The following is a 14,613-nucleotide window of genomic DNA, read 5'->3' on the forward strand; positions in this document are numbered from 1 at the left end:
CCCACCGGCACCTTCACCAACCCCGTGGTCTGGCAGGACTTCGCGGACGGCGACATCATCCGCGTCGGTGACGCGTACTACTACTCGGCGTCGACCATGCACTACTCGCCCGGTGCGCCGATCCTGCGCTCGTACGACCTGGTGAGCTGGGAGTACGCGGGGCACTCGGTGCCGCGCCTCGACTTCGACGACAGCGGCTACGACCTCACGGGCGGCCGCAAGTACGTCAAGGGCATCTGGGCGTCGACGCTGGGCTACCGGAAGAGCAACAGCACCTACTACTGGCTCGGCTGCACGGAGTTCAACCGGACGTACGTCTACACCGCGCCGGCCGTGGACGCCACGTGGACCAAGAAGGCCCGGATCAACGGCTGCTACTACGACGCGGGCCTGCTGATCGACGACAACGACACCATGTACGTCGCGTACGGCAACGGCACGATCAGCGTCGCGCAGCTCAACGCCGACGGCACCGCGCAGGTGCGGGCGCAGCAGGTGTTCCAGACGCCGTCGAGCGTCGGCACGCTCGAGGGCGCCCGGTTCTACAAGCGCAACGGCTACTACTACATCTGGCTCACGCGGCCGGCAAACGGCCAGTACGTCCTGCGGTCCAGCTCTCCCTTCGGCCCGTACGAGATGCGGGAGGTGCTGCTCAACCTGCCCGGCCCGATCTCCGGCGGGGGGGTGCCGCACCAGGGTGGCCTGGTCCAGACGCAGGCGGGCGACTGGTGGTACATGGCGTTCACCGACGCCTACCCGGGCGGCCGGATGCCGACGCTCGCACCGATCAGCTGGACCGCCGACGGCTGGCCGACCCTGCAGACGGTCAACGGTCGCTGGGGCACCACGTACAACCGGCCGAACATCACGACCACCAAGACCGTCGCGTCGATGATCGGCCGGGACACGTTCGCCGGTCCCACGCTGGGCCACCGGTGGGAGTGGAACCACAACCCGGACACCAGCCGGTTCAGCGTCAGCAACGGGCTCCGGCTCCAGACCGCCACGGTCACCACCGACCTGTACAGCGCGCGGAACACGCTCACCCACCGCATCCAGGGTCCGTCGTCGACGGCCACCGTCGAGCTCGACTACTCGGCGATGGCCAACGGCGACCGGTCCGGGCTCGCGATGCTGCGGCAGTCGTCGGCGTGGATCGGCGTGGTGAGGACCAACGGGTCCACCCGCGTGGTGATGACCGACGGGCTCTCGATGAACAGCTCGTGGGCCACCACCGGCACCGGGGTGGAGCGCGCATCGGCCGCCGTGTCGGGCGGGCGGATCTGGTTGCGCGCGACGGCCGACATCCGTCCCGGCTCGGGCCGGACGGCGACCTTCTCGTACAGCACCGACGGGACCACGTTCCTCCCGCTCGGACCCGCGTTCACCCTGAACAACGCGTGGGAGTTCTTCATGGGCTACCGGTTCGGGATCTTCAACTACGCCACGCAGGCGCTCGGCGGAGCCGTCACGGTCCGCAGCTTCGACCTGACCACCCCCTGACACCTCACCCCTGAGACCTGGTCAAACCCCTGACCGGGGCGATCGCCTCGATCACCCGACGACGTCACGCGTGCCCGCGTGCCGTCTCCACAGAGAGCGAGACATGATGCGAACGACGCCCGAACAGCTCACCCGGCACGGATGGGGACGCCGCACCGCAGCGCTCGCCGCCACGGCCGGCCTGGTGCTGACCATGCTCGTCGCGCTGGCGAACCCGGCCCAGGCGGCCTCGACGCTCGGCGCGTCGGCGGCCGAGAAGGGCCGCTACTTCGGCACCGCGATCGCGGCCGGCAGGATGAGCGACTCGACCTACATCGGGATCGCCAACCGCGAGTTCAACATGATCACGGCGGAGAACGAGATGAAGTGGGACGCGACGGAGCCGTCGCAGAACTCGTTCAGCTACGGCCGCGGCGACCAGATCGCCAACTGGGCCCGCAGCAACGGCAAGCAGGTCCGCGGTCACGCCCTCCTGTGGCACGCGCAGATGCCCGGCTGGGCGCAGAACCTGTCCGGCACCGCGCTGCGCAACGCCGCGATCAACCACGTGACCAAGGTGGCCACCTACTACCGCGGCAAGATCCACTCCTGGGACGTGGTCAACGAGGCCTTCGCCGACGACGGCCGCGGCAGCCGTCGCGACTCCAGCCTGCAGCGCACCGGCAACGACTGGATCGAGGCCGCGTTCCGCGCCGCCCGCGCCGCGGACCCGGGCGCCAAGCTCTGCTACAACGACTACAACACGGACGGCATCAACGCGAAGTCCACGGGCGTCTACAACATGGTCCGCGACTTCAAGTCCCGTGGTGTGCCGATCGACTGCGTCGGCTTCCAGGCGCACCTCGGCACCAGCATGCCCGGGGACTTCCAGGCCAACCTGCAGCGCTTCGCCGACCTCGGCGTCGACGTGCAGATCACCGAGCTGGACATCCAGCAGGGCGGCAACCAGGCGAACATGTACGCGGCCGTGACCAACGCCTGCCTCGCGATCGCGCGCTGCAACGGCATCACCGTGTGGGGCGTGCGGGACAGCGACTCCTGGCGCACCGGGGCCAACCCGCTGCTCTTCGACGCGTCCGGCAACAAGAAGGCGGCCTACACCTCGGTGCTGAACGCGCTCAACGCGGGCGGCGGCAACGGCGGTGGCGGCAACGGCTCCATCGACACGGGCGCCTGGTACGTGCTGGTCAACCGGAACAGCGGCAAGGCGCTCGACGTCTACAACCTGTCCACCGCGGACGGCGCGCGGATCACGCAGTGGTCCCGCAACGACGGTGCCCAGCAGCAGTGGCAGTTCGTCAGCTCCGGCGACGGCTACTACCGGCTGAAGTCGCGCCTGTCCGGCAAAGTGCTCGACGTGACCAGCCGCTCCACGGCGGACGGTGCCGCGCTCATCCAGTGGCCCGACGCCAACTCCGCCAACCAGCAGTTCAGCATCCAGACCATCGACAGCTACGTGCAGCTGATCAGCCGCAACAGCGGCAAGGCGGTCGAGGTGCAGGGTGCGTCCACCGCCGACGGCGGCAACATCGTCCAGTACTCCGACTGGAACGGCGCCAACCAGCAGTGGCAGCTCGTCCGCGTGGGCTGACCCACCGGCTCGGCTGAGGCGGGGCGGGGCGCCGGTCCTGGCGCCCCGCCTTCGCGCTGTCGTCGAAAAGAGCGTGTCCTCGTGGCGGGGGGCGGCCTAGCGTCCGAGCATGACCAGCCGGCTGGTGGCCCTCGTCGTCGAGGCGCACGACCCCGCACGCCTGGCGCGCTTCTGGGCCGACCTGCTCGGGCGGACGTCCGTCGAGGACTCCCACGGCGTCCTGGTGCCCGGCTCCGCGACCCAGCTCGGCCTGCGGTTCGTCGCGAGCACGTCGGCACGGGTGGGACCGGACCGGATGCACCTGCACCTCACCAGCACCGACCCGGCCGACCAGCAGCACACGGTGGACAGGGCGCTCGATCTCGGCGCGCGCCACCTCGACGTCGGCCAGCGTCCCGACGAGGGGCACGTGGTGCTGGCCGACCCCGAGGGGTACGCGCTCTGCGTCATCGAACCCGGCACCGCCTTCCTCGCCGGGTGCGGCGCTCTGGGCGAGGTGACCTGCGCCGGGAGCCGGGCGGTCGGCCTGTTCTGGGCCGCCACGCTCGGCTGGCCGCTGGTGTGGGACAACGGTGCGGAGACCGCCGTCCAGTCTCCCCGCGGCGGGACCAAGGTCTCGTGGGACGGTCCGCCCGTGCCACCGAGGCACGGGAGGAACCGTCAGCGGTTCGAGCTCGCGGTGCAGGCGGACGACCTGCCGGACGAGGTCGACCGCCTGGTCCGCCTCGGCGCCGCACGCCTCGCCGGCGCCGAGCCCGGTGCAGTGGAGCTGGCCGATCCCGACGGCAACGAGTTCTCCCTGCGTCCTTCCCGGTAGGCCGCCAGCGGACGCGCGAGGGCCCACGCCGTCAGACACGGCCGGTCCACCCCCCGGGAACCGGGTAGCACGAGACCCGCGCCCTTGGCATGGTGGAGGCCTCGACCGACGACGCCCGGGGAGCCACGATGACCGCCCTTCGCCGGACCGGGGGGCTCGCCCTCCTGACCACCGCCCTGCTCGCGACGACGCTCGCGGCACCCCCCGCGCTCGCCGCCGGCGCGCCCGCCCAGGTCGACGCACCCGTACCGGTGCTGGACTGGCAGCCGTGCGGCCCAGGACTCGAGCCGTTCCTCTGCACGAGCGCCGAGGTCCCGAGGGACTACGACCGCCCGAACGGCGCGACGACGACGATCGCGCTGACGCTGCTGCCCGCCAGCGGCGACCCCGCGGAGCGCGTCGGCACGCTGTTCACCAACCCCGGCGGCCCGGGCGGCAGCGGCGTCGAGTTCGTCCAGCAGGCGGGCCCGTACATCTACCACCCGGACGTCCTCGCACGCTTCGACGTGCTCGGGTTCGACCCGCGCGCGGTCGCCGGCTCCGACCCCGCGACGTGCTTCCGCACCGCCGAGGACGAGGCGTCGTCGCCGCTGCTCGCGCAGGCGTACCCGATCACGCCGCGCGAGGAGGTCCGCTACACGCTCGAGTCCCTCGCGCTGGCGACCCGCTGCCAGGTGACGTCCCCGGTGCGGTTCGCGACAGCGTCGACCGCGAACGTCGCCCGGGACATGGATCTGCTGCGCCAGGCAGTCGGCGACGAGGAGCTGTACTACGCGGGCTACAGCTACGGCACCTTCCTCGGCGCGACGTACGCGCGGCTGTTCCCGGAGCGGGTCGGCCGGTTCCTGCTGGACGCGACGGTCGACCCGGTCGCCTGGACCGGCACCGGGGCGGGCGACGCCGCACCCTCGGTCCCGCTCGGCATCCGCATCCGCCAGGGCCTCGGAGCGCACGAGACGTTCGGGGAGTTCACGCGCCTGTGCGCCGAGGCCGGGCCGGCGACGTGCCCGCTGGCCGCGCTCGGCGACCCGGCGACGGTCGCCTACGAGACGTTCGACCGGCTGGCGACGCAGCCGGTCGAGGTCCCGCTGCCCGACGGCACCTCCGTGCTGGTGACGCAGCAGGTCGCGGTCGCGTCGACGTTCCAGTCGCTCTACTCGCCGTCGCTGTGGCCGGACCTCGCGGCCCTCATCGCGGCGCTCGCGGCGCCGGTCCCGGACCCCGCCGCGGTGGCGTCCGCGGGCGCCGGCACCCGGTCCGCGCTGGGCGCGCGCCTGCGCGGCGAGGACTACCCGTCCATCGGCGGCGGTCTCGCGAGTCTCTGCGTGGACACCGCGTCGAACGGCCGGGTCGACCGCTACCCGCGCCTGATCGACGCGTACGACCAGACCGCGCCGTACTTCGGCCGGTTCCGCGGCTGGGTCGCGCTGCCCTGCGAGACGTGGCCGATCCAGGACCACGACGCGTTCACCGGGCCGTGGCAGCAGACCACGACCGCACCGGTGCTCGTCGTCGGCACCCGTTTCGACCCGGCGACGCCGTACCAGCAGACCCAGCCGTACCGCGACCTCTTCCCCGCCGGGCACCTGCTCACGCTCGACGGCTGGGGCCACACCGCGCTGGGCAAGAGCGTGTGCGTCGACGAGCACATCGCGACCTACCTGGTGACCGGTGCACCGCCCGCCGACGGCACGGTCTGCGCGCCCGACGCGGTGCCGTTCGCTACGGCGCCGGGCGCCCGCGTCGCCCCGCGGATCGACGTCCCGCCGGGGCTGCCGTTCTGGTGACGGACCGGCTCACACGGTGAGCAGCACCTTGATCGCGCGGCGCTCGTCCATGGCCCGGTAGCCCTCCGCGGCCTGGTCGAGCGGCAGCGTGAGGTCGAAGACCCTGCCCGGGTCGATCTCGCGGTCCCAGATCAGCTGGATGAGGTCGGGCAGGAAGCGACGCACCGGTGCCGGTCCGCCATGCAGGTGGACGCCGGAGAAGAACAGCTCCTCACCGGGCAGCGACACGTCGTGGGCGACGCCGACGTACCCGACGTGACCGCCGGCGCGGGTCGCGCGGATGGCCTGCATCATCGACTCCTGGGTGCCGACGGCCTCGATCGTGCTGTGCGCGCCGAGCCCGCCGGTGAGCTCCTTGATGCGGGCCACGCCCTCGTCGCCACGCTCCTCGACGATGTCGGTGGCTCCGAACTCCCGGGCGAGCGCCTGGCGGTCGGCGTGCCGGGACATGGCGATGATCCGCTCGGCCCCGAGCTGCCTGGCCGCGAGCACCCCGAGCAGGCCGACCGCGCCGTCGCCGACCACGGCCACCGTCTTGCCCGGGCCGACCTCGGCCGCGACCGCGGCGAACCAGCCGGTGCCGAGCACGTCGGAGGCGGCCAGGAGCGAGGGGACCAGGTCGTCGTCGGGCATGCCGGGGGTCGCGACGAGCGTGCCGTCGGCGTGCGGGATGCGCGCGTACTCGGCCTGGGCGCCGGGCACCGCACCCGGTCCGCGGTGCACGCAGTGCGTCTGGTAGCCGGCCCGGCAGATCTCGCAGGTGTTGTCGGAGGAGAAGAACGTGCCGACCACGAAGTCGCCGACCGTGAGGCTGGTGACCTGCGAGCCGATCTCCTCGACGACGCCGACGTACTCGTGGCCCATCGGCTGGTGGTCGACCTCGTCGTCACCGCGGTACGGCCACAGGTCGGAGCCGCAGATGCAGGTCGCGGCGAGCCGGATGATCGCGTCGGTCGGCTCGACGATGGTCGGCCGCTCGGTCTGGTCGACCCGGACGTCGCCCGGGGCGTACATGACGACTGCGCGCATGGTGGTGCCTCTCTGTCGGTGTGCCACCAGGGAACCGGACCGCGAGCGCGGCGAGGAGTCCCTGCCGAGGGGTGTACCGGCAGTGCACCTCTCCGCACGGACTCCCTCGCCGACGCCACCGGGCCTACCGTCGGGAGCATGGACAACCGAGCGGACGTGCGCGAGTTCCTCATGTCGCGGCGCGCCAAGGTGAGCCCCGACGCGGCCGGCGTCATCGGCGGCGCCAACCGCCGGGTCCCCGGCCTGCGCCGCAGCGAGGTCGCGGTCCTGGCGGGCGTGAGCGTCGAGTACTACGCCAAGCTCGAGCGGGGCGCGATCGGCGGGGCGTCGGCGTCGGTCCTGGACTCGGTCGCGCGGGCGCTGCAGCTCGACGACACCGAGCGTGCGCACCTGTTCGACCTCGCGCGCGCGGCGGACGGCATCCCGTCCTCGGGCCGGCCGCGCCGCCGCGTGACCCGCTCCTCGACGCCCCGGCCCAGCCTGCAGTGGGCGCTGTCGGCGATCACCGACGGGGTCGCCTTCGTGCGCGACCAGCGTCAGGACCTGCTGGCGGTCAACGCGCTCGGCCGGGCCTTCTACTCGCCGGTCATCGGCGACGGCGGCCGCACCCCGAACCTGGCCCGGTTCCAGTTCCTCGACCCGGCGTCACGCGACTTCTACCCCGACTGGGACCTGTTCGCCGAGATGTGCGTCGCGATCATGCGGTCCGAGGCCGGCCGCGACCCCCACGACAAGGGGCTGCAGGACCTCGTCGGAGAGCTGTCGACGCGCAGCGAGACCTTCCGCCGGCTGTGGGGTGCGCACGACGTCCGCACCCATGGATCCGGGACCAAGCGGTTCCACCACCCGGTGGTCGGGGAGCTGACCCTCGCCTACGAAGAGCTCGCCATCACGGCCGAGCCCGGCCAGGTGCTGCTCGTGTACACCGCCGAGCCGGGCTCCCCGTCGGCCGAGCGGCTGCGCCTGCTCGCGTCGTGGGCCGCCGAGAGCGCCGTCCGATGAACCTCGAGGACTTCCTGGCGCACGTGCGGACCGGTGCCGTCCTGGTGGGTGGCTCCGCGGAGCACGCCTTCCTGCACCAGGCCGCCCAGGACGCGCTGCAGATCACCGCCGAGCTCAACACGGGCTACCGCACGCCGGAGGAGGTGCGGGCGCTGCTCTCGCGGCTGACCGGCCGGACGGTGCCGGAGTCCGTGGCGGTCTTCCCGCCGTTCCACTGCGAGTTCGGCAAGAACCTCACGCTCGGCGAGGACGTCTTCATCAACATGGGCTGCACGTTCCAGGACGCCGGCGGCATCACGATCGGCGACGGCACGCTCATCGGTCACGGCAGCACGGTGGTGACCCTGAACCACGCCGTCGATCCCGCCCACCGCGCCGACATGCTGCCCGCACCCGTCGTCATCGGCCGCAAGGTCTGGCTCGGGGCGAACGTCACCGTCGTGCCCGGCGTGACCATCGGCGACGGCGCCATCGTCGGTGCCGGCGCGGTCGTCACCGCGAACGTGCCCGCCGACGCGACTCGTGGCGGGCGTCCCGGCCCGGCTGATCCGCAGCACGGGGTTCGACGCGGCACACGGGTAATCGCGGCGGCCGGTCGCCGCCGCGGCATGATGAGCACGCCCTGCCCGACCTGACCGGCGTGGAGACGTGATGGAGATCGACCGGGTGCTGCCCGAGCTGCGCGAGCCGATGCGCCGGGCGCAGGTGACGCTGCCCCGCTGGTTCGTCCGTGCGGCGGTGCGGCTGATGCGGGTCCCCCGCTCGGAGCACGTCACCGTGACGACGAGCCGTGCCGGGTCCGTGCGGCTCCGGGTCTACGCGCCGGTCGGTGCGCGCAGCGGGGCGGGCCTGCTGTGGATCCACGGTGGTGGCCTGCTGTTCGGCGACGCGCGCCAGGACGAGGCGCTGTGCCTGTCCACGGTCGAACGGCTCGGCGTCGTGATCGTCTCGGTCAACTACCGCTTCGCACCCGAGCACCCGTTCCCGGCTGCGCACGACGACGTCCGCGCGGGCTGGCGGTGGTTCCTCGAGCACGCCGAGGAGCACGGCGTGGACCCGCGCCGGATCGCGATCGGTGGCGAGAGCGCGGGCGCCGGGCTCGCGGCGGCGCTCGTGCACCGCGTCCACGACGAGGGAGGCACCCAGCCGGTTGCCCAGTGGCTGTTCGCGCCCATGCTCGACGACCGCACCGCGGCCCGGCGCGAGCTCGACGCCGACGCGCACTTCGTCTGGGACAACCGCGCCAACCGCGAGGGGTGGAGCGGCTACCTGGGCGCCGAGCCAGGTCTCGCCTCACCCCCGCCCTACGCCGTCCCGGCCCGGCGCACGGACCTGACCGGGCTCCCGCCCACCTATCTCGCCTACGGCGACATCGAGCTCTTCGCGACGGAGGACGCCGCGTACGCGGACGCGCTCGAGGCGGCCGGTGTGCCGGTGACCGCCGACGTGGTCCCCGGCGCTCCGCACGGCTTCGAGAACTGGGCGCACGGCACCGACGTCGCGCAGGCCGTCGTCTCCCGTGCCCAGTCCTGGTTGGCGTCCGCGGTCGAGCCCTGACGCCTCAGCTGCCGACGCAGGTGAGCACGGGAGCCGGGGCTCCCGACGTGGTCGTGCCGTGCAGCCCGAACGACGTCGAGGCCGACGGTGCGAGCGAGCCGTTGTAGGGCTGGTTCGCCGCCGTCTGCGTGCCGCCGCTGCGGGTGAAGGCGGCGTTCCAGCCGTTGGCCAGCTGCGCACCGGCGGGCCAGGCCCACGTGACCTGCCAGCCGCGCAACGGAGCCGTCCCGGTGGACCGCACCGTGACCGTCGCCGTGAACCCGCTGCCCCAGCTGTTGTCCGTGCGCCAGGTCGCCGTGCACGCCGTCGCCGTGCCCGTGGACCCCGGCTGCGTCGTCGCCGTCACCGCGGCGGACGCCGCCGAGACGTTGCCGGCAGCGTCCCGCGCGCGGACCGTGTACGAGTACGCGGTCGACGCCGCGAGGCCCGTGTCGGTGTACCTGGTGCCGGTCGCCGTCGCGACCCGGGTGGTGCCGCGGTAGACGTCGTAGCCCGTCACCCCGACGTCGTCCGTCGCGGCCGCCCAGGAGAGCGGGACCGACGTGGTCGTCGTCGTGCCGGCGGTGAGCCCTGCCGGGACCGTGGGCGCGGTCGTGTCGACCGGCGCCGAGGCGGTCGTCGCGGTCGCGGTCGCCGAGGTCGACGACACGTTGCCCGCCGCGTCCCGCGCGCGGACCGCGTAGGAGTACGCGGTGCCCGGTGCGAGGCCGGTGTCGGTGAACGTCGTGCCGGCGGTGGTGCCGACGAGCGTGCCGCCGCGCAGCACGTCGTAGCCGGTCACGCCCACCGCGTCGGTCGACGCCGTCCACGCCAGCGACGCGGTCGTCGTCGTGGTGCCGGAGACGGTCAGCCCGGTCGGTGCCGAGGGGGCCGTCACGTCACCCCCGCCGGTCGACCACGTCAGGCCGGCGCCGAGCGGGAAGAGCGGCGTCTGCCCGTCGCCGGCATTGACGGGCTGCTGCGTCGCGGAGGCCGGCCACGTGACCGGCAGCTTCCCTGTCGGCGCCACCGTGCCGAACAGCACGTCCGCGACGCCCGCACCCTCGCTGCCCGGCAGCCACGCGGCGTCGAACGCGCTGACCCACGGCAGCACCCCCGAGATGTCGAGGGGCCGCCCGGAGACCAGCACGGCGACCGTCGGGACACCCGAGGTCCGGATGCGCTGGAGCGCCGCCGTGTCGGTGGCGTCGAGCGAGAGACCGCTCGGCCGGTCGCCCTGGCCCTCGGCGTACGGCGTCTCGCCGATGACGGCGACGGCCACCGAGCAGGACGCGTCGACGTTGCTCGCGTCCGCGGCGAACGTCGTCGTCCGACCGCCGGCCAGGACCTGCTGGATGCCCTGCAGGATCGTCGTGCCCGGCACGGTCGCGCCGCTCGCACCCTGCCAGCTCAGGGTCCAGCCGCCGCTCTGGTTGCCGATGTCGTTCGCGTTCCTGCCGGCGACGCAGACCTTGCCGCCGGTCGTCGCCAGGGGCAGGACGCCCGTGTTCTTCAGGATCACCTGCGACTTCTGCACCGCCGTCCGGGCGAGCGTCCGGTGCGCCGCGCTGCCGACCGTCGAGGCGTACGAGCGGTCGGCGTACGGCCGCTCGAACAGCCCGAGGTCGAACTTCTGCGTGAGGATCCGGCTGACGGCGTCGTCGACGCGCGCCGTCGGGATGGCACCGTTCTGCACCCCCTGCCGCAGGTACGTCAGGAACGTCCTGTACTCGTTGGGCACCATCACCATGTCGATGCCGGCGTTCACCGACGTCACGACCTCCTGGGCGGTGAAGCCGCGGGCGCCGTCGAGCTGGTCGATCGCCGCCCAGTCGGACACCACGATGCCGTCGAACCCGAGCTCACCCTTGAGCACGTCCGTCAGCAGGTAGCGGTTGCCGTGCATCTTGACGCCGTTCCAGCTGCTGTAGGACACCATCACCGAGCCGACGCCCTTGTCGATCGCGGCCCGGAACGGCGGAAGGTGGATCGCCCGGAGCTCCGCCTCGGTGGCCCGCACGTCACCCTGGTCGTCGCCGAGCGCCGTGCCGCCGTCGCCCAGGTAGTGCTTGGCCGTCGCCAGCACGGAGGCCGGTCCGCCGAGCCGCTCGCCCTGGAAGCCGGTGACCATCGTCGCCATCGACGACGGGATCGCCGGGTCCTCGCCGAACGACTCGTACGTGCGCCCCCACCGGTCGTCGCGCGCCACGCACAGGCAGGGCGCGAACGTCCAGTCCACGCCCGTGGCGGAGACCTCCTCCGCGACGGCCCGGCCGATGTCCTGCACGAGCGCCGAGTCGCGCGTCGCGCCCAGCCCGATGTTGTGCGGGTAGATCGTCGCGCCGAGCGCGTTGTTGTTGCCGTGCACGGCGTCGATCCCGTACAGCATCGGGATCTGCAGCGGCGTCGCCATCGCCCCGCGCTGGAGGCCGTCGTAGAGGTCCGCCCAGCCCGCCGTGGTGTTGGACGACGGTGCCGAGCCCCCGCCCGAGAGCACCGACCCCAGCCGGTACGTCGTCATGTCCGACGGGCTCACCACCGCACGCTCGGCCTGCGTCATCTGGCCGATCTTCTCGTCGAGCGTCATCCGGCCGAGCAGGTCCGCGACACGCGTCGCCGTCGGCAGCGTCGCGTCCTGGTAGGGCGCACCGGAGGCCTGCGCCGGCGAGCCGGCGAGCGCGACACCCAGCCCGGAGGCCGTCAGCGCGACCGCGAGCGCCATCGACGTCCCACGTCGGCGCCGCCGTCCGGTGCCGGCGGGTGCGTCGGGCAGCGCAGAGCGAGACATCGAGCGACTCCTTCGTCGGGCCGGTCCGGCCCGTCGTCGGGCCGCGGCTGCACCGATGATCCGGCGCGCGCGCCGGCGCCACCAGGACGGAATCGTTTCGCAGACCTCAGTCCGTGCTCGGCAGCACGTCCACCCCGGCCTCACACACCCGCACGACCTCGTACGTGGTGCCCTCCGCGTCGAAGGTCGTGCCCACCGAGACGTCCTCCCGCAGCGGCTCCTCGAGGGACGGCGCCGTCACGCTGAGGTCGGCCGTCGGCGGGGAGGCGGCCATGTCCACCTCGGCCGCGACGGCTCGCCCGCCGCCCGACAGCGGTGTCGGGACCATCACCGCGATGCGCTCGGCGGCCTCGTGCACCTCGCCCACGCAGTCCGGGGGGTCGGTCGGCTCGGTGCACCCGGCCAGGACGAGGAGGCACACCGCTGCCACCGGCACGACCTGTCGCGCTCTCACGTCGCCGCCTCGAGGTCGACGCGGGGGCGGGGCGACGCCTCGACGCGCACCACCGTCCAGGCGAGCCCGGCGAGCTCGACGTGGTCGCCGAGGCGGAGCTCGTGCTCGACCGTGCGACGGTTCCGCACCACGCCGACGGTGGCGACGGGTGGGTCGTCGCTGACCTCCTTGAGCGCCAGAGCGACTGCCGCGTCGCCCTCGCCGAGCCGGTACGGGATGCCGGGGCGGACGGTCAGCCGGGTCACGGGGTGCCTCCCAGGTCGATGGCCTGGGGAGAGTCGAAGTGCGCCTCGAACTCGGCCGGGGTGAGCCGCAGCGGCTCGTAGTCGTCGCCCCAGGGGTTGGCCAGCAGGACGTGGTCGTCGGTGATCTCGGTGACGTAGTAGACGTGCCGCCCGAAGTACCCGGCCTGCAGGTGCTCCGGCACGTCGTCCTTGTCGTCGGAGGACGCCACGATGACCGGCGAGCCGGAGTCGAAGGCGCTCTGCACGTCCTCGAAGCTCACGTCGAGCCCACGGGACTCGTTCCCGGAGACGTACGGGGGCGCCTTCTCGGTCCAGTCCCACTCCAGCGCGCCGTACGTGCCCTGCTCGGACCGGTCGTAGAGCGGGTCGCCGTCCTTCCCGTCGGGGGCGCCGCCCTTGTCTCCCTCGTAGAGCAGCGCGAACGCCTTCTCGTAGTAGGCCGGCCACAGCTCGCCGTCGCCGTGCGCACCGAGCGGCGTGCCGTCGTCGGCCAGCGGGAGCTCGCGCGTCATCGTCACCCAGCGCTCCGTCCCGTCGCGGTCCCAGAGCCGCACGGAGATGGTGCCGTTGGGGTTCTCCCGGATGTTGCGGGCGATGAGGTCAGGATCCATCTGCGTCGACGCCGCCAGGCTGGCGATGAACCAGCAGTCGCCCAACCGCCCCTGGTAGACGTCCGTGCTGGACACCCCGTCGGCGAACAGCGGACCCTCGGGGACCCCGTACGTGATGCCGCTCGCGTCCTCGCCGGTCTGCGGGTTGGCGCCGTCCAGGAAGACGTCGGTGGTGTCGAAGCCCGGCGTCATCCACGGGAAGGCGGACGCCACGTCGTCCAGGTGCGTCGGCCCGGCGAGGGACAGCAGCGTGCTGGCCAGGGCGATGCGCTCTCCCACGGGGAGGCCGTTGTGGTCGAACGGCGACCACCCGGAGTCGGAGGTGTCCGCGACGGCGTCGCCGAAGGCCCGGAGGTCGTCGGCGGAGGCGTCGTCCAGGAACAGGTCGAGCTCGGCTGCCGTGAGGCCGGCGAGCAGGTCGGCGATCCGACGGAGGTCGTCACGGTTGCCGTTGATGCCCGCGTCCAGGTCGGCGAGCCCACGGAGCGCGTCGAGCGCGTCCTGGACGGTGGTCGCGTCGGGCGGCGGGGCGTCCTCGAACGCGAGGTGGGCGTGCACGTGGTGCCCGTCCTCGAACAGGACCCGGCAGGCCTCGAGGTGGTCGCACCTGCGCTCGATGCTGCCGGCCACCTCCGGCAGCGACCAGGCCAGCGACGACGGCAGCCCCCACGGGAGGAAGCCCTGCGTCCGACGCAGCGCCGGGCTGCTGGTGGCGGGCCGGCCGCGCAGCGCCCTCTCGGCGTCGTCGAGGACCGCTGCGACGTCGCGGCGGAGGTCGCCGACGCTCGACCCCGTCCGGCGCAGGTGGACGGCGAACGTCCGCAGGCGTTCGACGTCGAACCCGGTGTAGCTCATACGGCTCCCGCCGGCGCGGCCGCCGCGCGCTCCACCTCGTCGGCGAGGTCCTCCAGGCGCTGCGCCTCGGTGATCCAGGAGCCCGTGTCCGCCACCAGGTCCTCGGCCATCCGCTGGAGCGCGTCGCGCTGCTCCTCGAGGACGGCCGTCGTGTCCCGGGCGTAGGTGCCGTACCAGAGGCCGGCCGACCGGGCGGTCTCGACGTCGGCGTCCAGGCGCGTCCCGAGCGAGCCCGCGATGCGCCGACCCCGGTCCGCCGCATCACGCAGCGCGGACGCGCGCCGGCGCAACGACGCTGCACTCTCCCCGTCGGTGAGGGGCAACATGGCGATCTCCCTCGTCAGCGCTGCGCGGTGCCGGTCACCTTACCGGGGAGCCGCGGCCTGCTCGCTAGC

General features: G+C 73.1%; 13 protein-coding genes. 7 read left to right on the plus strand and 6 right to left on the minus strand.

Translation table 11 applies throughout. The annotated features are described in order from the left end of the window. The 4 genes from CXY01_RS17785 to CXY01_RS17800 form a co-directional block, all read left to right on the plus strand. A partial coding sequence (locus CXY01_RS17785) for a glycoside hydrolase family 43 protein (RefSeq protein WP_146930142.1) occupies positions 1 to 1,503 on the plus strand: 1,503 nt, incomplete at its 5' end. Between the two features lie 103 nt (positions 1,504 to 1,606). After that, positions 1,607 to 3,094, plus strand: coding sequence for a glycoside hydrolase family 10 protein (locus CXY01_RS17790; RefSeq protein WP_146930145.1), 1,488 nt, complete (start codon positions 1,607 to 1,609; stop codon positions 3,092 to 3,094). Between the two features lie 109 nt (positions 3,095 to 3,203). After that, positions 3,204 to 3,911 carry a VOC family protein gene (locus tag CXY01_RS17795; RefSeq protein ID WP_146930148.1) on the plus strand — a complete coding sequence of 236 codons (708 nt, stop codon included), beginning with the start codon at positions 3,204 to 3,206 and terminating at the stop codon, positions 3,909 to 3,911. 128 nt (positions 3,912 to 4,039) lie between these two features. Further along, entirely contained in the window at positions 4,040 to 5,698 is a 1,659-nt protein-coding gene (locus CXY01_RS17800) for an alpha/beta hydrolase (RefSeq protein WP_186813454.1), read from the plus strand. Between the two features lie 9 nt (positions 5,699 to 5,707). Here CXY01_RS17800 and CXY01_RS17805 read toward each other — a convergent pair whose 3' ends face one another. Continuing rightward, positions 5,708 to 6,727, minus strand: coding sequence for a zinc-dependent alcohol dehydrogenase family protein (locus CXY01_RS17805; protein ID WP_146930154.1), 1,020 nt, complete (start codon positions 6,725 to 6,727; stop codon positions 5,708 to 5,710). 138 nt (positions 6,728 to 6,865) lie between these two features. Here CXY01_RS17805 and CXY01_RS17810 point away from each other — a divergent pair, with 138 nt between their 5' ends. Genes CXY01_RS17810 through CXY01_RS17820 form a run of 3 tightly spaced genes read left to right on the plus strand, consistent with a single transcriptional unit; the run spans position 6,866 to position 9,286 of the window. Beyond that, a complete protein-coding gene (locus CXY01_RS17810; protein WP_146930157.1) occupies positions 6,866 to 7,729 on the plus strand; it encodes a helix-turn-helix transcriptional regulator in 864 nt (287 codons plus the stop codon). Beyond that, on the plus strand, positions 7,726 to 8,364 hold the full coding sequence (locus CXY01_RS17815) for a DapH/DapD/GlmU-related protein (RefSeq protein ID WP_307724408.1): 639 nt from the start codon (positions 7,726 to 7,728) through the stop codon (positions 8,362 to 8,364). Before CXY01_RS17810 ends, CXY01_RS17815 begins: the two co-directional genes overlap by 4 nt. Positions 8,365 to 8,380: 16 nt before the next feature. Continuing rightward, a complete protein-coding gene (locus tag CXY01_RS17820; protein WP_146930160.1) occupies positions 8,381 to 9,286 on the plus strand; it encodes an alpha/beta hydrolase in 906 nt (301 codons plus the stop codon). Positions 9,287 to 9,290: 4 nt separating this feature from the next. Here the strand turns inward: CXY01_RS17820 and CXY01_RS17825 are convergent, their stop codons facing one another. The 5 genes from CXY01_RS17825 to CXY01_RS17845 form a co-directional block, all read right to left on the minus strand. Further along, positions 9,291 to 12,053 (minus strand): glycoside hydrolase family 3 N-terminal domain-containing protein, encoded by a 2,763-nt coding sequence (locus CXY01_RS17825; protein WP_146930163.1) that lies wholly within the window; start codon positions 12,051 to 12,053, stop codon positions 9,291 to 9,293. A gap of 106 nt (positions 12,054 to 12,159) precedes the next feature. Next, positions 12,160 to 12,507 (minus strand): hypothetical protein, encoded by a 348-nt coding sequence (locus CXY01_RS17830; protein WP_146930166.1) that lies wholly within the window; start codon positions 12,505 to 12,507, stop codon positions 12,160 to 12,162. Beyond that, the gene (locus CXY01_RS17835) at positions 12,504 to 12,752 is read right to left on the minus strand and encodes a DUF6406 domain-containing protein (protein WP_146930169.1); all 249 of its coding nucleotides are present in this window, start codon (positions 12,750 to 12,752) and stop codon (positions 12,504 to 12,506) included. The genes CXY01_RS17830 and CXY01_RS17835 overlap by 4 nt, the downstream gene beginning before the upstream one ends. Then, the gene (locus tag CXY01_RS17840) at positions 12,749 to 14,218 is read right to left on the minus strand and encodes a C2 family cysteine protease (RefSeq protein ID WP_146930172.1); all 1,470 of its coding nucleotides are present in this window, start codon (positions 14,216 to 14,218) and stop codon (positions 12,749 to 12,751) included. The genes CXY01_RS17835 and CXY01_RS17840 overlap by 4 nt, the downstream gene beginning before the upstream one ends. Beyond that, entirely contained in the window at positions 14,215 to 14,544 is a 330-nt protein-coding gene (locus CXY01_RS17845) for a hypothetical protein (protein WP_146930176.1), read from the minus strand. The genes CXY01_RS17840 and CXY01_RS17845 overlap by 4 nt, the downstream gene beginning before the upstream one ends. Between the last annotated feature and the right edge of the window lie 69 nt (positions 14,545 to 14,613).

Origin of the sequence: Cellulomonas xylanilytica, from assembly GCF_007989805.1 — a bacterium.
Lineage (GTDB): Bacteria > Actinomycetota > Actinomycetes > Actinomycetales > Cellulomonadaceae > Cellulomonas > Cellulomonas xylanilytica.